Consider the following 16,726-nt stretch of genomic DNA (forward strand, 5'->3'; position numbering starts at 1 on the left):
GATTTTTTCACCTTAGGTAAACTTGATTTGCAGTGCGAATCACCTGACTATTTGTGCCGTTAATAAATGAGCTCAGGAAAGCAACCAGACGATAATGCGTTTTATACTCAATGCTCCAATGAAAAAAGGTCTGCTTGCGCTTGCCCTGTGTCTGATTTTTATTCCCTTCTCGCGCTTCATTTCGCCGAAAGCGGTTATCGACGGTAACGATATTTATCTTGCCTGGTTACCGCTCAGTGTGACCCTGGCTGTGCTGATGCTGTTTGGCCGCCACGCGGTGCTGCCGTTAATTATCACCTTTGGCTTAAACAACGACTGGCGGCTGGATCTGCCGCAGCCACAGTCTTCTATTTTACTGTTTTGCCAGCTGTTCGGTGTTTTCGTCAGCGCCATCGTGGTGCGTGGGCTACTGGGCCGACGCTGGCGCGTTGGCTTTGCGAAAGGCAGCATGGGAGTCCGTATTTTTTGGTTCTGCTTTGTGACGCCCGCGATATTCAAGGGCTCGATGTATTTGGCCGGCGAGTGTTTTTCATTTCCGGTCGAAATTTCGAGCTTTTTTGGATCGTCATCGGTTATCTACATGATTGTTGACGTGCAGGGACTGATTAGCGCCTCGCTGGTCTTTATGCTGCTGTTCTATTACCCGATGCGCATGCTGTTGAATCCACGCTACGCCCGTACCTTCTGGCGACGCAATGTGCAGCCGAGCTATTGCCGTCAGCGACGCTATTTCACGCTGTACTGGTTTGCGACGCTCACCGCGATTCTGCTGCTGCTCTGCGCGCCTTTTAAATCGGATTACATTGCCGGTTATCTGGTACCGCTCATCTTTATCCTCTTTTTCCTCGGGGTGGGGAAGCTGACCTGGACGCTGATGAGTCTCGCCTGGGCGCTGTCGGCTTATCTGCTGGTGTGGAACAACGGTAATTTCCTGCAGGGGGTGCAAACCGAATACTCTCTGGCGTTTATCATGTCAGCGCTCATTTCATTCACGATATGCATGCTCTATATGGCTCAGACCTGGGCGCGTAGCGACCTGCTCAAGCGGAAGTGGCAGAACCAGGCGATGCAGGATCCGCTCACCGGGCTTCCTAACCTGCGGGCGCTGGAGTACGCGCTCTCTACGCGAAAACAGGTAAGCCTCTGCTGCCTGCGTATTGATAACCTTGAGTTTCTGAGCCGTCATTACGGCATGATGATGCGGGTACACTGCAAGCGAACCATCGCCCGCGAACTGCAACCACTGCTGGGTGCGAAAGAGAGCTGGTTTCAGCTTCCAGGCAGCGAGCTGCTGCTGGTGCTGAACGGCAGCGAGGTGGCGGAGCGGCTGACCCATATTGTTGATGTGCTTAATCATCGCAATATCGTCTGGAATAACACGGTACTGCCGCTGCAGTTTGGCGCATCCTGGAGCGTGGTGGACGCACAGGATGAGGATTTGCACCATACGCTTGGCCAACTGAGCTGGCTGTCGGAGCGGGCCTGCGCGTCACGCCGGGTGCTGGCGCTGAACAGCCGGAAAGCGGCGGTATCTGGCAACACTACCGAGCGCGTGCTGCTGCTCAATCAGATAAAGCAGGCGCTGGAAAACGACGATTTACGGCTCTTCGCGCAGCCGATTGTTAATGGTGAAGGTGAGGGGTATTACGAAATCCTGTCGCGCTTACGCAGCGAAGACGGCGTCATGACGCCTGATAAATTCATCCCGATAATTACCCAATTTAACCTGAGTAAGCGTTTTGATATGCAGGTGCTGGAGACGCTGTTCAGAGCGCTCAGCAACCATCCTGGGCAGCGGTTTTCGGTGAACCTGATGCCCTCTACGCTCATGCAAAAAGAGAGCGCCAGCGAGATTATTGCCCTCTTTGAACGCTATCAGGTGGCTCCCGGCACGGTCGTCATCGAAATCACTGAAGAACAAGCATTCTCGAACTCGGAAACCAGCGTCAACAACATTCAGCAACTGCGCGAATACGGCTGCCAGATTGCTATCGACGACTTTGGTACCGGTTATGCCAACTTTGAGCGCCTGAAGCGCGTCGAGGCCGATATCGTTAAGATTGATGGCTGCTTCGTGCGGGACATCATGACAGAGTCAATGGATGCAATGATTGTGAAATCGATTTGCTCGCTGGCGAAAGTAAAGCATCTGACGGTGGTTGCCGAATATGTTGAGACTGAAGAGCAAAGAGCGCTGCTGTTGCAACTGGGCGTGGATTATCTGCAGGGCTATTTGCTTGGCAAACCACGGCCACTCGAGGAATTACAGGCATAAAAAAACCGGGACGCAAGGTCCCGGTTTTTCGTTAAAGCAGTCTTACAGTACCAGTGCTGCGATAGATGCAGACAGGACGCTCACTAGGGTTGAACCGTAAACCAGTTTCAGACCGAAGCGGGATACCACGTTACCTTGCTCTTCATTCAGGCCTTTGATCGCACCAGCGATGATACCGATAGAAGAGAAGTTAGCGAAGGATACCAGGAAGACGGACAGAATACCTACCGCACGCGGGGAGAGTTCAGCGGCAACTTTCTGCAGATCCATCATCGCAACGAATTCGTTAGAAACCAGTTTGGTCGCCATGATGCTGCCCACGCGCAGCGCTTCGCCAGACGGCACGCCCATTACCCATGCAACCGGATAGAAGATGTAGCCCAGAATCCCCTGGAAGGAGATGCTGTAGCCGAACCAGCCGGTTACGGTCGCGAACAGGGCGTTCAGCGCAGCGATAAGCGCGATGAAACCAATCAGCATTGCGGCAACGATAATCGCCACTTTGAAGCCTGCCAGAATGTACTCACCCAGCATTTCGAAGAAGCTCTGGCCTTCGTGCAGGTTAGACATCTGAATGTTCTCTTCGCTGGCTTCAACGCGGTACGGGTTGATAAGCGACAGAACGATAAAGGTGCTGAACATGTTCAGGACCAGCGCGGCGACCACATACTTCGGTTCCAGCATGGTCATGTAGGCGCCAACGATAGACATGGACACGGTAGACATCGCGGTAGCCGCCATGGTGTACATGCGGTTACGGGACATCTTGCCGAGGATATCTTTATAGGCGATGAAGTTTTCAGACTGACCCAGGATCAGGGAGCTGACGGCGTTGAAAGATTCCAGTTTACCCATGCCGTTGACTTTCGACAGCACGGTACCAATCGCACGAATAATGATAGGCAGAATGCGGATGTGCTGCAGGATACCGATCAGTGCAGAGATAAAGACGATAGGGCACAGCACTTTCAGGAAGAAGAACGCCAGACCTTTGTCATTCATATTGCCGAAGACGAAGTTGGTGCCATCATTCGCAAAGCCGAGAAGTTTTTCGAACATCTCGGAGAAGCCTTTCACAAATCCCAGGCCAACATCTGAGTTAAGGAAGAACCAGGCGAGTAAAACTTCAATCACAAGTAATTGAATAACATAACGAATGCGAATTTGCTTGCGATTGCTGCTTACCAGCAAAGCCAGGATCGCCACGACGACAAGCGCCAGGACAAAGTGAAGGACGCGGTCCATATTTGCTCCAAATATGATGCAGGTTAAATTTCAGTGCACATTCTATGCAACAAGCTAAAAGAAAACGAGATCTGACGCGCACTATAGTTACAAGCTGTGAGCAAACTCAAAAATAGTGACAGACCATACATTTTTGTTATGTTGAGTAAATGTGTTAAAAGTTGTGTTGTTGTACTAACCTTGATGACAAGGTAGCACGTGTTGCACATGTTTGCCTGTCACCTCCACCGACCCCAGCAACGCTATCGTTCATATCTATCAGAGCAATCATTATCACCTTTCTAAATGAACTTGATAATCATTCGCACTTTAGTAATATGAAACATAGCAAAGGCTATATTTAGAGGCAGATGATGGATAACAGTCGCGTTGAGAGTAGCAGCGGTCGGGCGACGCGCAAGATGAGGTTCGCGTTAATGGGACCGGCGTTCATTGCTGCCATCGGTTATATTGATCCAGGTAACTTTGCGACCAACATCCAGGCCGGGGCCAGCTTCGGCTATCAACTGCTGTGGGTAGTGGTATGGGCCAACCTGATGGCGATGCTGATTCAGGTCCTCTCCGCCAAGCTTGGCATTGCCACCGGCAAAAACCTCGCCGAACAAATCCGCGATCACTATCCGCGTCCGCTGGTCTGGTTCTACTGGGTGCAGGCGGAAATCATCGCCATGGCAACCGACCTGGCGGAGTTTATCGGTGCCGCAATTGGCTTCAAGCTGATTTTCGGCGTATCGCTGTTGCAGGGCGCGGTGCTGACCGGTATCGCCACCTTCCTTATATTAATGCTGCAACGCCGCGGGCAGAAACCGCTGGAGAAAGTGATAGGCGGTCTGCTGCTGTTCGTCGCTGCGGCCTATATCGTTGAGCTGGTATTCTCGCAGCCAAAGCTCGCCGCGCTGGCAAAAGGTATGGTCCTGCCGTCGCTACCGACCAGCGAAGCGGTGTTCCTCGCCGCCGGGGTGCTCGGCGCCACGATCATGCCACACGTGATTTATCTCCACTCTTCCTTAACGCAGCACCTGCACGGCGGTACCCGCCAGGAACGCTATAACGCGACCCGCTGGGACGTGGGTATCGCAATGACGATCGCCGGTTTTGTGAATCTGGCGATGATGGCGACTGCCGCCGCCGCTTTCCACTTCAACGGTCACACCGGGATCGCGGATCTCGATCAGGCTTATCTGACGCTTGAGCCGTTGCTTAGCCACGCGGCGGCGACCATCTTTGGGTTGAGTCTGATTGCAGCGGGCCTGTCGTCTACCGTGGTGGGAACCCTGGCAGGGCAGGTGGTGATGCAGGGCTTTATCCGATTCCACATTCCGCTGTGGTTCCGCCGTACTGTCACCATGCTGCCATCGTTTATTGTGATCCTGCTCGGGCTTGAGCCGACCCGTATTCTGGTGATGAGCCAGGTGCTGTTGAGCTTCGGGATTGCGCTGGCGCTGGTGCCGCTACTGGTGTTCACCAGTGATAAAAAACTGATGGGCGATCTGGTTAATACCACGCTTATCCGCCGGACTGGCTGGATCATTGTGGTACTGGTTGTTGCGCTCAACGGCTGGCTGCTGATTGGAACCGCGTTCGGGCTGTAACAGCTTGATTAAAACCTCATTATTGATTTCTTATATTCTTAGATAAGGCTAAATCACTGCGGCGAAGGGGCGCGGTGATGGCATGCTGCAGCTGAACCGATTTCAGATTTGCAGGCCGTTTTGCCGTATGAAAAGCACATTTATCATTAGTGATGATATTTACTTGCGCGCCGGTGTTTCTGCTCTGGTGCAGGACGCCGGTTTTACCGCTCAGTATGTTTCAGTCGATACGCCGGGATTTATGGACGCCGTCAGTGAAGATGATGTTGTCATCTTTTATCTCAATCACACCACCGCCGCCTGTTTTGAGGCTGCTGCTGCGTTACATAAACGCTGCCGTTTAATGCTTCTCCTCGACACGCTTAAACTTAAATACCTGTGCGAAGCCAGCCTGCTGGTGAGTGCCAGAGCGCCGTACCCGGAAATGCTTAGCGCTCTCATGCGCTTAACCTCTCGCCAGCCGATAAAACACCCGCAGCGCATAGCATTGTCGGCGAAAGAGACGTTTATTCTGCGTGAAACGATGAATGGCAGGAAGGTGAATGCGATCGCCAGTGCACTGAACCTGTCGCCGAAGACCGTCTATACGCACCGGGCCAATCTGTTCAATAAGCTGGGAGGGAGTTCAGTCAACGCACTCTTTTCGCTGAAGAATATGATCCCGCAGGAAGCGTTAATCTGAAGTATCAGGAAATTTCAGAGCCCTTATCAGAAAAGGGCTCTGACGCTAACCGGTTAGTGGCGATGTCCGTGTCCACGACCGCCCCACCCACGGTGATCGTCGCGGTCGCCCCAGCCTTCACGGTAGCCGCGCTCATAGGCTTTACGGTTGTCCCAGCCGCGATGACGGCCATTATCATGGCGCCACCAGCGCTTATCGCGCCATTCATAATTTCGATGCCAGTAATCGCGATCGCGCCAGCCACCGCCATCCCAGTAATTTCCGTAATTATCGCGATCGCCAATTTGTAATTTGATGGATGGCAGCAGGGTGACCTCGCCAGCATTGGCAATCATTGGCGCTGATGCCAGCAAAATTGCTGCAATAATCAGTGACCTGAACATACTATTCTCCTCGACGAACGGAGCCGTAAGCGGCTTGTTAGCGCAATATTACGTGGAGGTAAACCCCCGAATCATCGGCAACACTCTGAAACATGTTCTGGCAGCACTTTTTGCTAAAACAGTTCTTTTTTTGTTCACGTGAAGTTACACCCGGCCATTCTGTACAATTTGCTTTCCACTGCCATTTTACGGCGCGTTCTGGAAAGTCATCAGCCTTCTTCAATACTCACAATTAACTGTACAGGGGAAGGAACAAGGCCATGCAACAGACATACACCATCGGTGATTACCTGCTGGACCGCCTCGCTTCTCTCGGCATCGAGAGTCTCTTTGGCGTTCCTGGTGATTACAACCTGCAGTTTCTCGATCATGTTATCGCCCACGATTCAGTCCGCTGGGTTGGCTGTGCCAATGAACTGAACGCCGCCTATGCGGCAGATGGTTATGGACGCGTGAAAGGGGCAGGAGCCTTGTTAACCACTTACGGCGTAGGAGAACTCAGCGCGATTAACGGAACGGCGGGCAGCTTTGCGGAATACGTCCCGGTGTTACATATCGTCGGTGCGCCGCGCACCAGCGCACAGCAGCGCGGTGAACTGCTGCACCACACCTTAGGCGACGGCAATTTTAACCACTTCTATCTGATGAGCGAACAGGTCACCTGCGCCCAGGCGCACCTGACGGTGGGTAACGCCTGTCATGAGATCGACCGCGTGCTGTCCGAGATGATGGCGCACCGGCGCCCGGCGTACCTGATGCTGCCGGCCGATGTGGCAAAAGCACCAGCGACGCCGCCGTCAGAAAAGCTGGTGGCGGATGCCGCAACGGTGGATGAAAATGCGCTAGCGGCGTTTCGTGAACAGGCAGCGTTGATGCTGCGCAACAGCCATCATGTGGCACTACTGGCGGACTTTCTCGCCCATCGCTATGGGCTACAACAGATGCTGCGTGAGTGGGTAGAAACCCAGCCGCTGGCACATGCTTCGATGCTGATGGGCAAAGGGTTGTTCAATGAGCAGCACCCGGGGTTTGTGGGCACCTACAGCGGCATCGCCAGCGACGAACATACCCGAGAGGCGATTGAAGGCGCTGATACTACTATCTGCGTGGGTACCCGTTTCACCGATACCATTACCGCCGGGTTTACCCAGCATCTTGAAATTGAAAAAACCATCGAGCTACAGCCGTTTGCCGCCCGCGTAGGGAAGGTCTGGTTTAGCCGGATCCCGATTCGTCATGCACTAATGACGCTGATTGAGGTCGCAACACCGCTTGCACCGGAGTGGTCGCCGCCCCGCTCGTGTTGTTGTCCGGTTCACGATGAAGATCTGGGCGCGCTCACGCAAAGTAATTTCTGGAGCACGCTACAGGACAGCCTGCGGCCGGGGGATATCGTGCTGGCGGATCAGGGAACGGCGGCCTTTGGCGTTGCGGCGGTCAAATTCCCGGCGGACGTCATGCTGATTGCGCAACCGCTGTGGGGCTCGATTGGTTTCACCCTTCCGGCGGCGTTTGGTGCACAAACTGCCGCACCCGACAGACGGGTAGTGCTGATTGTCGGTGACGGCGCGGCGCAGCTCACCATTCAGGAGATGAGCTCCATGCTGCGTGATAATCAGCGCCCGCTAATTTTGCTGCTCAATAACGAGGGCTACACGGTGGAACGTGCGATCCACGGCCCGGAAGAGCGCTACAACGATATCGCACTGTGGGACTGGACGATGCTGCCGCAGGTATTCCGCCCGGACAGCAAGGCGCAGTGCTGGCGGGTAACGCAGGCAGCACAGCTGAAGGAGGTGCTTAACCGCTGCACCGAAAGCGACAGCCTGACGCTGGTGGAAGTGGTGCTTCCGCGTCAGGACATCCCACACTTTTTACGGGTGGTCACCCAATCGCTCGAGGCTCGTAACAGCAACGGGTGATTAATCGCGGTGCCGCGCCATCATCATCGGTTTGCCTGCCAGCAGCAGCCAGGCTGGCAGCATCACGATGCACAGGAGCGGCACCAGCGTGCTGTCAGGTACCACGACGGCCGCCATAAACAGGCTCAGCCAGCCGTCGCGAGTGACGACCAGCACCAGCCCGAGAATGGCACAGGAAACGGTAATGGCTGCCGGAACGGCCTCCACGTGGGCATGCAGCATCAGCCCCAGCGCGACGGCGACGAACACCGCCGGAAAAATACGCCCACCCCGAAAACCACTGGCGGAAGCAATCACCAACGCCGCCAGTTTCACCAGCGCAATCAGCATAAAGTCCCCGGCACCCAGCGTCTGGCTGGTGGCCAGTTGCTGCATCTCATCAAGGCCTTTAAACAGCGAAATATGCCCGCCCGTCACCCCAAGTAGCCCAAGCAGGAAACCGCCCGCTGCGAGAGTGAGTACCGGGCTTTTCAGTCGGTGCAGCAGGGCATGCAGGCGCGGCAGACACCAGACGCCAACCATCCCGACGGCAATCGCAATCGCCGCAACGACGGCGCCGCTAAAGATATCCGTCAGCCGCATCTCGCCATAATGGGCAATCGGCAGCGAAAAGTGCGGGTGAAAGAACAGGCTGGTGGTGAGCGCCCCAGCGGCAGCGGCCAGCAGGGGGGCAAACAGACGATCCCAGAGCGGCACATCGCTACTGCTGCTGAGGGTCTGGGAGAAAATCAGCGCGGCGGCGACAGGGGTGCCGAACAGCGCGCCGATAGTGCCCGCGGCGGCGAGAATGGTCCAGTCGAGGGAGCCGACCCGGGGGAACAGGCGCGCCCCGAGTGCGACCGCAAGCGCGATATTCACCGCCATGATCGGGTGCTCCGGGCCAAGGCTAACGCCGCCGGCAAGGCCCAGAATCAGTGCGATAATTAGCCCCGGTAAGGCGCTGGTGGCGACCGGGGCACCAATTAACGGCTCGGTGGCCGGATCGGGGCCAGCATGGCCAGGACTGAAGCGGATAACGAGCCCCACCGCGACGCCGGTCAGGGTCAGTATCAGCATGACCCACGCGTTAGAGCCCAGGCTAACGCCGAGACTCGCCGGAAGCGTACTCCAGAGCAGATTTTGCAGAACAGCAGCTATCTTCATCACCGCCACCAGAATCAGGCTGGAGGCGATGCCAATAATCAGGGCTGGCACAGAGAGAAGCAACATCGCGCGGGCTCGCGGGTGCAGCATGGTGATTTCCTTGTATCAACGGGCGCACGCTACTTTGCACTTCTTCATTTTGCTCGTCAGTGCAAATGGTGCTGAAACGATAAACTTAATCTGTGACGCAGATCGATAATCCTGGGCCATCAGCGCCACGGGCGTTGTTGTTACCGCCTCATGAATTTACAGTGTGCCAAATAAGTAATTCTGACTTTAGCGGAGCCGTAACAGAATGACAAAGTTTGCGTTAGTAGGGGACGTCGGCGGTACCAACGCACGACTGGCGCTGTGTAATCTTGCCAGTGGCGAAATCTCACAGGAGAAAACCTGGTCCGGGCTGGACTACCCGAGCCTTGAGGCGGTGGTTCAGGTTTACCTGAAAGAGGTTGGGGTTGCGGTTGATGCCGGGTGTATCGCCATTGCATGCCCAATTACCGGTGACTGGGTGGCAATGACCAACCATACCTGGGCCTTCTCCATTGCGGAAATGAAGCAAAACCTCGGCTTTACGCATCTCGAAATCATCAATGATTTCACTGCGGTTTCCATGGCTATCCCGATGCTGAAAAAAGAGCATTTGATCCAGTTCGGCGGCGCTGAGCCGGTTGAGGGTAAACCGGTGGCGGTCTACGGCGCCGGAACCGGTCTTGGCGTGGCGCATCTGGTGCATGTTGATAAACGTTGGGTGAGCCTGCCGGGTGAGGGCGGCCACGTCGACTTCGCGCCGAACAGCGAAGAAGAGGCGATTATTCTCGACGCGCTACGCAGCGAGCTGGGTCACGTCTCTGCCGAGCGTGTTCTTTCGGGTCCGGGCCTGATTAACCTGTACCGTGCGGTGGTGAAATCTGACGGGCGTTTGCCGGAAAACCTGCAGCCTAAAGACATTACCGAACGCGCGCTGGCTGATACCTGCATTGACTGTCGCCGTGCGCTGTCGCTGTTTTGCGTCATCATGGGCCGCTTTGGCGGTAACCTGGCGCTGACGCTGGGGACTTTCGGCGGTGTATATATCGCCGGTGGTATCGTGCCGCGCTTCCTTGAGTTCTTTAAAGCTTCAGGATTCCGCGGCGGCTTTGAAGACAAAGGGCGCTTCAAAGCCTATGTGCAGGATATTCCGGTGTATCTCATCGTTCATGACAACCCAGGACTGCTGGGCTCCGGTGCGCATCTGCGTCAGACGCTGGGGCAGATCCTTTAATCTTTCGGCTGCGCGCCTACAGGTGCATTAGCTGGCGGAACTCTTTCACCTTACTGCGGCTGACCGGTACCTGAAAATCCAGATCGCGCAGCCGCAGAATATAGGTGTTGTTGAACCAGGGTTCTATTTCGCGGATCTTATTCAGATTCACGCAGTATGAGCGATGGCAGCGGAAGAAGTGTGAGGGCGGCAGGCGGCTGCAAAACTCGGTGATGTTCATCGACATCACGTAGGATTCGCGCCGGGTGTAGACGAAGGTCATCTTCTCATGCGCTTCCGCATAATAGATATCGTTGATGCTGGTGACGATAATCCGCTCATCTTTGACCAGGTTAATGGTGTCATTCTCACGCGTTACGCTACCGCCGCTGGCACCCGCTTGCTGCTGCCAGGCGCTCTCCAGCTTTTGCAGCATGGTAATGATGCGCGATTCCTGGTATGGCTTGAGAATATAGTCAAACGCCTCCAGCTCGAACGCTTCTACCGCATGCTCTTTCCATGCGGTAATAAACACAATGAACGGCTTATGGGCAAACTGGCTGATGTTCTGCGCCAGCAATACGCCATCCAGCGACGGGATATTGATGTCGAGAAAAATAGCGTCGACTTTGTTGTGCTGCAGGAACTTCAGCACGTCGAGGCCATCGTCAAAAGTACCGACAATGTCCATCTGACTGTGCGCTTTAATAAGCCAGGTCAGCTCCTGCTGGGCCAGGAATTCATCTTCAACAATAATAACTTTCATCTGAACTCCAGATCAGGGTAACAGCGATGCCGGTGCGGTAACCGGGGTACGCTGGTCAGGCACATAAAAGGCGATTTCGGTGCCGGGCTCAAGGCGGCGGAGGTGCAGCCCTTCTCCATACAGCAGTTTCACCCGGTGGTGAACGTTGAGCAGGCCAATTTTGTTACCGGGCATTTCATTAGCGTTTACCCGCTCAATCACTTTCGGGTCAATGCCATGACCGGTGTCGCGCACGCTGATGCGCACCCGATGACCACACTCCGCGACGCTTATCGTCACGACCCCTTTGCCCTTGCACGGCTGTATGCCGTGTACGATGGCGTTTTCTACCAGCGGCTGGATGAGCAGGCTTGGGATCACGCAGCTTATCTCATCATCAATGTCGTAAATTACCGTCAGTTTATCGCCAAATCGCGCCTGTTCGATGGCGATATAATCCTTAATCTGGTACAGCTCTTTCTTGATATCAATCTGCTCATCGTCATTAAGCTCGATGTTATAGCGCAGATAGCGCGACAGATTGAAAATCAGCTGCCGGGCGGTGTCCGGATTCAGGCGAATCGAAGAAGAGATAGCGTTCAGGGCGTTAAACAGGAAATGAGGATTTATCTTGCTCTGTAGTGCGCGAAGCTCTGCCTTATTTGCCATTTCACGCAGCTGCTCGGCGCGGGATACTTCAAGCTGGGTAGAGATAATTTGCGACAGCCCGACCGCCATCTCCTGCAGGGAGGAGGTTATCTGATGGGCGTGGCAGTAGTAGATTTTAAGCGTCCCGGTCACGACGCCTTTCTCCCACAGTGGGATCACCAGCATCGAGTGGATCTCCGGCGTGCGGTGGGCTTCATCATTGTTTTTAATGATGATTTTTCCGTAGTTGATCGACTGTCGGGTGGTCGGGCTGACAAAGTCGTCGCGGTTACGGTAGTTGTCTTCCCCGACGCCTACGTAGGCCAGTACGTGTTCGGTATTGGTGATGGCGACGGCGTCGGCGTGTATATCCCGGCGGATAATATCGCAAACCTTGCGCAGTGATTCGCTGTCGACATGGCGAAACAGCGGCAGGGTTTTGTTAGCAATATCCAGCGCCAGCTTGGCCTGACGGGCAGCACTCGCTTCTTTCTCGCCCTCGACGCTTCGCACCAGAAGCACGATAAAACCGATACAGACGCTGCCGAAGATCATCGGAATACCGATTTTAGAGACAATATCGAGGCCCAGCGCATAGGTGGGCGCCCAGAGCACCACCAGAATCATGGTCAGCGTTTCGCACAACATCCCGGCGAGAATGCCTACCCGCCAGTGCTGCGCTTTCGGAATGCGAAGATGGATCCAGCCGGAAAGAATACCGGCGATAATGCTGGTGATAAGACAGGGCACGGCGGTTACGCCACCGATATCTATCAGATAGCGGTGCACCCCGGCAATCAGGCCGGTAATTATCCCCACCCACGGGCCGAAGAGGATCCCACCTGACATGACGGCAATCACGCGCACGTTGACCAGCGAGCCTTCTACCGGCACGCCGGACCAGGTGCTGAACAGCGCGAACATGGAGAAAATGGCGGTCACCGCCAGCAGCTCTTTGGGGGTGTGCGCCGATTTGTGCAGCAGTTCGCGGAACAGGCGGATGCGGATCAGGAAAAACAGACAGATAAGCATCAGTGCCGCACGATCGAAAACCGCCAGCAGCATGGTAAAAATTTCGTGCATGAGAAAGCCGTAGAAGTCGTATGAAAGTATTATGATAAGGAACCCGCCGCCGGATGACCAGCAATCACCTCTTTGGTATAAACCGGAAAAACCACGTTTTTAAAAGGGGATTATGCAAAGCCTTACTGTTATAACGCCAATCACATCTCTCAGATGAATCCTGCTGGTAATGCAATTGATGCTTATGTGTTAAAGAGAGTTTTTAATTAGGGTAATACGGGGAATCGTTTTTCCGCATTCACTTCCTGCTGTTCCTCTTTTCATGTCGTATAACTTTTTTTTGTTTTCCCTCTCGACAGCGTGAGGTTTTTGCGCTAATTCTGGAGTATGCCGCATGCGCGGCAGCGTCGCTCGGACGGTCCGGGCGCTAACGTTACTCCGAGGAATCTATGGCTGACTTCAGTCCTGAACGCCGTTTTACGCGTATCGATCGTCTTCCCCCTTATGTTTTCAATATTACGGCTGAGCTGAAAATGGCTGCGCGTCGGCGCGGCGAAGATATTATCGATTTCAGCATGGGCAACCCGGACGGCGCCACGCCGCCGCACATCGTGGAGAAGCTCTGCACTGTCGCCCAGCGCCCGGATACTCACGGCTATTCCACCTCACGCGGTATTCCGCGTCTGCGTCGGGCAATTTCGCGCTGGTATCAGGATCGCTATGACGTCGAGATAGATCCGGAGACGGAAGCTATCGTCACCATCGGTTCGAAAGAGGGGCTGGCGCACTTAATGCTCGCGACCCTCGATCACGGTGATACGGTGCTGGTGCCAAACCCGAGTTATCCGATCCACATCTACGGTGCGGTGATAGCCGGGGCGCAGGTGCGCTCGGTGCCGCTGGTGGAGGGCGTCGATTTCTTTAATGAACTGGAACGCGCCATTCGCGAGAGCTACCCGAAGCCAAAAATGATGATCCTCGGCTTCCCGTCAAATCCGACGGCGCAGTGCGTCGAGCTCGAATTCTTCGAAAAAGTGGTCGCGCTGGCGAAACGCTACGACGTGCTGGTGGTGCATGACCTGGCGTATGCCGATATCGTCTACGACGGCTGGAAAGCCCCTTCCATTATGCAGGTGCCCGGCGCCCGTGACGTTGCGGTCGAATTCTTTACCCTGTCTAAAAGCTACAACATGGCCGGCTGGCGCATCGGCTTTATGGTGGGTAACCCGGTGCTGGTTAACGCCCTGGCGCGTATTAAAAGCTACCACGACTACGGCACGTTCACGCCACTGCAGGTGGCGGCTATTGCCGCACTGGAAGGTGACCAGCAGTGCGTTCGCGATATTGCCGAGCAGTATAAACGGCGCCGCGACGTGCTGGTAAAAGGGCTGCATGAAGCCGGATGGATGGTAGAAATGCCGAAAGCGTCGATGTACGTGTGGGCAAAAATTCCGGAGCCATACGCGGCAATGGGGTCGCTTGAGTTTGCGAAAAAGCTGCTGCAGGATGCCAAAGTCTGCGTTTCACCGGGGATTGGTTTCGGTGATTATGGCGACACCCATGTGCGTTTTGCGCTAATTGAGAACCGCGATCGTATTCGACAGGCCGTCAGGGGGATTAAAGCAATGTTCCGTGCCGATGGACTGCTACCCGCCCCGGCGAAAACGTCAGCCGAAAGCGGTGAGTAAAAACACAAACAGGAGCCAAATGGCTCCTGTTTTTTTTCTGGCTTGTTACCCGGTCTAGATCATCAGGGCAAAAGTACCGGCCCACACGATGACCATAAAAGAGATGCCCATAAAGAAGTATTTCACGACTCATCACTCCGCGTAGGGATGGCTACGCCTAAGGTACTGATTGTAGAGAGCTGACCCCCGCCTGAAACCGAATAAAAAATCAGCCGGATTTCGCGTTGGCATCACCTCAGAATTCTGTGCGTTATCGCTCCAGACGGGCGTAATGTACGCCTAAAAATGGGGGGCTGCAAGCGGGATTTTCTTATTTACTTTTAGTAACTTACGAGTGTCGGGATTAGGCGACAGTTTAATTTCATCTGGTAATATATTTCAATCGAGCGACGTTTCGCGGCGCGAAAAAACCGGGCCTTTACCTTATTGATTTTGTGGGTAATTCAGAGGCCTGAATCAGGCCTCTTCTGTCCATTGCTTCGGAAAACGTGCGGGTGCAAAACGCAGGGTTAATAGCATCAGTCCGATGACGCATAACGCGTGAAACGTCCAGTCCACAACATAGTTTCCGCTGACGCCGCGCAAAACACCGGAGAGCCAGGGTGAGAGCCCGGCGAGAATAAAACCTATCCCCTGCATAAACGCGACCAGCCTGCCAGCAATAGCGGGTTGTGGAGAGTGGTCGAGCGCCAGCACCAGACACAGCGGAAAAGCGCCGCCCAGGCCAAATCCACACACCATTGCCCACAGCACCGGAGCCTGTAACGGGAGCCAGATAAAACCGCAAAAACCTGCCAGCTGTAATGCCAGCGCCAGCATCAGTAGTTTGCGTCTGTCCTGATGGCGGGCCATGGCCGGCATCAGCAAGGCACCGGCGGTTTGTCCAAGCGTCATCAGGGCGAGCAGAGAACCGCTGTACTGCGCGCTGGATCCGCTCTCCATATAGTAGGCGGGCAGCCAGGCAATGAGGCTGGCGTATCCGCCGTTAATCAGGCCGAAGTAAAGGCCAAGCGTCCAGGCGCGGGGGGTCAGTGGGATACGAAGCGAGGTGGTGGCGGTGTTGTGTCCCGAGGGGGGCAGACGGCGGCTCTGTAACCACCAGCCGAAGAGGGCGATAATCGCAGGCAGTGCCCACCAGGCAAGTGAACGGTGCCAGACCTCGCTGTGCCGGGCAAGCCAGGGCGTCAATGCGGCACCGAGGCCGCCGCCGCCCATCAGCGCTGCCGACCACAGCCCCATCACCACCGGTGTACGGTGGTGAAACAGCCGCTTAATGACCGAAGGCATGACGGCCTGAATAATGCCGATCCCGATCCCACCGAGCAGTGCGCTGCCAAGCAGCAGCGCACTTTGGGGGAAGAGCTCACGCATCAATGCACCAGCGGCAATCAGCAACAGGCTAAAGGCCACGCTGCGCCGCTCGCTGACGTGCCGATGGATCCAGCTTCCGGCGAGCGCCAGCCCGCCCATGGCGACCACCGGCAGGGCGGTCAGCAGGGCAGCCACGGTAAAGCTCATCCCACTCGCCTGACGCAGCTGCGGTAGCAGGGGCCCGACGGAGGTCAGCAGCGGTCGCATGTTGAGGCCAATCAGCACCAGGACCAGCAGCATCAGGCCCGTTTTTTGACGGTAGCTCATCGCCATCAGAACGGTTTAGTTGGCAGGTATTTGCCGTCGAGAGTGATGACTGCACGCTCGCCACCCTCCGGATCGGCGACTTTCTTCACATCGAGCTTGAAGTTGATGGCGCTGATGATGCCGTCGCCGAACTTCTCATGAACCAGCGCTTTCAGAGTCGTGCCATACACCTGCAGCATTTCGTAGAAACGGTACATCGTTGGGTCCGTCGGGACACGGTCTTCAATGCAGCCACGCAGTGGAATGCTCTGCAGCAGCAGAATGGCCTCTTCATCGAGATCCAGCTTCGCGCCAACCAGGCGGGCGGCTTCAGCAGGCAGCGCCTGCTGGCCAAGCAGGGCAGCGGTAACGAAGGCTTCTGCAAGGCCGGTGCCGTCGGCAATCTGGGCAAATGAGAGATCTTTTTTCGCTTTGCTGAGCAGAATGGCATCGGCAAGGTTCAGACGAATATTGCGGTTAATTTGGGACTGAATCATGGTGAATCTCCTGATGGATGAAAATG

The 16,726-nt window shown here is 55.1% G+C and carries 14 protein-coding genes; 6 read left to right on the forward strand and 8 right to left on the reverse strand.

What is annotated here, in order from left to right; translation table 11 throughout:
- Positions 1 to 94: 94 nt before the first annotated feature.
- Positions 95 to 2,275: an EAL domain-containing protein gene (locus tag C7387_RS01015; RefSeq protein WP_120815862.1), complete on the forward strand. Its 2,181-nt coding sequence runs from the start codon at positions 95 to 97 to the stop codon at positions 2,273 to 2,275.
- A 42-nt stretch (positions 2,276 to 2,317) separates the two neighbouring features.
- Here C7387_RS01015 and nupC read toward each other — a convergent pair whose 3' ends face one another.
- Entirely contained in the window at positions 2,318 to 3,520 is a 1,203-nt protein-coding gene (gene nupC / locus C7387_RS01020; protein WP_006821044.1) for a nucleoside permease NupC, read from the reverse strand.
- A 353-nt stretch (positions 3,521 to 3,873) separates the two neighbouring features.
- Between nupC and C7387_RS01025 the strand changes: the two genes are divergently transcribed.
- Together C7387_RS01025 and C7387_RS23290 are read left to right on the forward strand one after the other, a co-directional pair.
- Positions 3,874 to 5,112 (forward strand): Nramp family divalent metal transporter, encoded by a 1,239-nt coding sequence (locus C7387_RS01025; protein ID WP_038256193.1) that lies wholly within the window; start codon positions 3,874 to 3,876, stop codon positions 5,110 to 5,112.
- Positions 5,113 to 5,239: 127 nt separating this feature from the next.
- The gene (locus tag C7387_RS23290) at positions 5,240 to 5,794 is read left to right on the forward strand and encodes a helix-turn-helix domain-containing protein (RefSeq protein WP_158592511.1); all 555 of its coding nucleotides are present in this window, start codon (positions 5,240 to 5,242) and stop codon (positions 5,792 to 5,794) included.
- Between the two features lie 53 nt (positions 5,795 to 5,847).
- Here the strand turns inward: C7387_RS23290 and ypeC are convergent, their stop codons facing one another.
- Positions 5,848 to 6,177, reverse strand: coding sequence for a DUF2502 domain-containing protein YpeC (ypeC, locus tag C7387_RS01035; RefSeq protein ID WP_006821041.1), 330 nt, complete (start codon positions 6,175 to 6,177; stop codon positions 5,848 to 5,850).
- 260 nt (positions 6,178 to 6,437) lie between these two features.
- Here ypeC and C7387_RS01040 point away from each other — a divergent pair, with 260 nt between their 5' ends.
- Complete coding sequence (locus tag C7387_RS01040; protein ID WP_120815864.1) at positions 6,438 to 8,099, forward strand: alpha-keto acid decarboxylase family protein; 1,662 nt, start codon at positions 6,438 to 6,440, stop codon at positions 8,097 to 8,099.
- On the opposite strand, the gene C7387_RS01045 is transcribed toward C7387_RS01040, so the two are convergent.
- On the reverse strand, positions 8,100 to 9,332 hold the full coding sequence (locus C7387_RS01045; protein ID WP_006821037.1) for an ion channel protein: 1,233 nt from the start codon (positions 9,330 to 9,332) through the stop codon (positions 8,100 to 8,102).
- A gap of 205 nt (positions 9,333 to 9,537) precedes the next feature.
- On the opposite strand from C7387_RS01045, the gene glk reads away from it, so the two are divergent.
- A complete protein-coding gene (gene glk / locus C7387_RS01050) occupies positions 9,538 to 10,503 on the forward strand; it encodes a glucokinase (RefSeq protein ID WP_006821036.1) in 966 nt (321 codons plus the stop codon).
- 16 nt (positions 10,504 to 10,519) lie between these two features.
- On the opposite strand, the gene C7387_RS01055 is transcribed toward glk, so the two are convergent.
- Together C7387_RS01055 and C7387_RS01060 are read right to left on the reverse strand one after the other, a co-directional pair.
- Positions 10,520 to 11,248, reverse strand: a complete 729-nt coding sequence (locus C7387_RS01055; RefSeq protein ID WP_038256199.1) for a LytR/AlgR family response regulator transcription factor — start codon at positions 11,246 to 11,248, stop codon at positions 10,520 to 10,522.
- Positions 11,249 to 11,260: 12 nt separating this feature from the next.
- On the reverse strand, positions 11,261 to 12,958 hold the full coding sequence (locus C7387_RS01060) for a sensor histidine kinase (protein ID WP_120815865.1): 1,698 nt from the start codon (positions 12,956 to 12,958) through the stop codon (positions 11,261 to 11,263).
- Between the two features lie 389 nt (positions 12,959 to 13,347).
- Between C7387_RS01060 and alaC the strand changes: the two genes are divergently transcribed.
- Positions 13,348 to 14,586 carry an alanine transaminase gene (gene alaC, locus C7387_RS01065; protein WP_120815866.1) on the forward strand — a complete coding sequence of 413 codons (1,239 nt, stop codon included), beginning with the start codon at positions 13,348 to 13,350 and terminating at the stop codon, positions 14,584 to 14,586.
- A 54-nt stretch (positions 14,587 to 14,640) separates the two neighbouring features.
- Here the strand turns inward: alaC and ypdK are convergent, their stop codons facing one another.
- The 3 genes from ypdK to cynS all read right to left on the reverse strand — a co-directional run bounded on the left by ypdK (position 14,641) and on the right by cynS (position 16,700).
- Entirely contained in the window at positions 14,641 to 14,712 is a 72-nt protein-coding gene (gene ypdK / locus C7387_RS01070) for a membrane protein YpdK (RefSeq protein WP_010723117.1), read from the reverse strand.
- A gap of 330 nt (positions 14,713 to 15,042) precedes the next feature.
- Positions 15,043 to 16,224: a cyanate transporter gene (locus C7387_RS01075; RefSeq protein WP_120816707.1), complete on the reverse strand. Its 1,182-nt coding sequence runs from the start codon at positions 16,222 to 16,224 to the stop codon at positions 15,043 to 15,045.
- A 5-nt stretch (positions 16,225 to 16,229) separates the two neighbouring features.
- Positions 16,230 to 16,700 carry a cyanase gene (gene cynS / locus C7387_RS01080; RefSeq protein ID WP_006821031.1) on the reverse strand — a complete coding sequence of 157 codons (471 nt, stop codon included), beginning with the start codon at positions 16,698 to 16,700 and terminating at the stop codon, positions 16,230 to 16,232.
- Between the last annotated feature and the right edge of the window lie 26 nt (positions 16,701 to 16,726).

Origin of the sequence: Yokenella regensburgei, assembly GCF_003634235.1 — a bacterium.
In the GTDB taxonomy this organism is placed as follows: Bacteria; Pseudomonadota; Gammaproteobacteria; order Enterobacterales; family Enterobacteriaceae; genus Yokenella; species Yokenella regensburgei.

Coding starts and splice junctions, on each gene's coding strand:
- C7387_RS01055 (WP_038256199.1), bottom strand. CDS start 11,248: ATGAAAGTTATTATTGTTGAAGATGAATTCCTGGCCCAGCAGGAGCTG.
- ypeC (WP_006821041.1), bottom strand. CDS start 6,177: ATGTTCAGGTCACTGATTATTGCAGCAATTTTGCTGGCATCAGCGCCA.
- nupC (WP_006821044.1), bottom strand. CDS start 3,520: ATGGACCGCGTCCTTCACTTTGTCCTGGCGCTTGTCGTCGTGGCGATC.
- glk (WP_006821036.1), top strand. CDS start 9,538: ATGACAAAGTTTGCGTTAGTAGGGGACGTCGGCGGTACCAACGCACGA.
- C7387_RS01040 (WP_120815864.1), top strand. CDS start 6,438: ATGCAACAGACATACACCATCGGTGATTACCTGCTGGACCGCCTCGCT.
- C7387_RS01025 (WP_038256193.1), top strand. CDS start 3,874: ATGGATAACAGTCGCGTTGAGAGTAGCAGCGGTCGGGCGACGCGCAAG.
- C7387_RS01060 (WP_120815865.1), bottom strand. CDS start 12,958: ATGCACGAAATTTTTACCATGCTGCTGGCGGTTTTCGATCGTGCGGCA.
- alaC (WP_120815866.1), top strand. CDS start 13,348: ATGGCTGACTTCAGTCCTGAACGCCGTTTTACGCGTATCGATCGTCTT.
- C7387_RS01015 (WP_120815862.1), top strand. CDS start 95: ATGCGTTTTATACTCAATGCTCCAATGAAAAAAGGTCTGCTTGCGCTT.
- C7387_RS01045 (WP_006821037.1), bottom strand. CDS start 9,332: ATGCTGCACCCGCGAGCCCGCGCGATGTTGCTTCTCTCTGTGCCAGCC.
- C7387_RS23290 (WP_158592511.1), top strand. CDS start 5,240: ATGAAAAGCACATTTATCATTAGTGATGATATTTACTTGCGCGCCGGT.
- C7387_RS01075 (WP_120816707.1), bottom strand. CDS start 16,224: ATGAGCTACCGTCAAAAAACGGGCCTGATGCTGCTGGTCCTGGTGCTG.
- cynS (WP_006821031.1), bottom strand. CDS start 16,700: ATGATTCAGTCCCAAATTAACCGCAATATTCGTCTGAACCTTGCCGAT.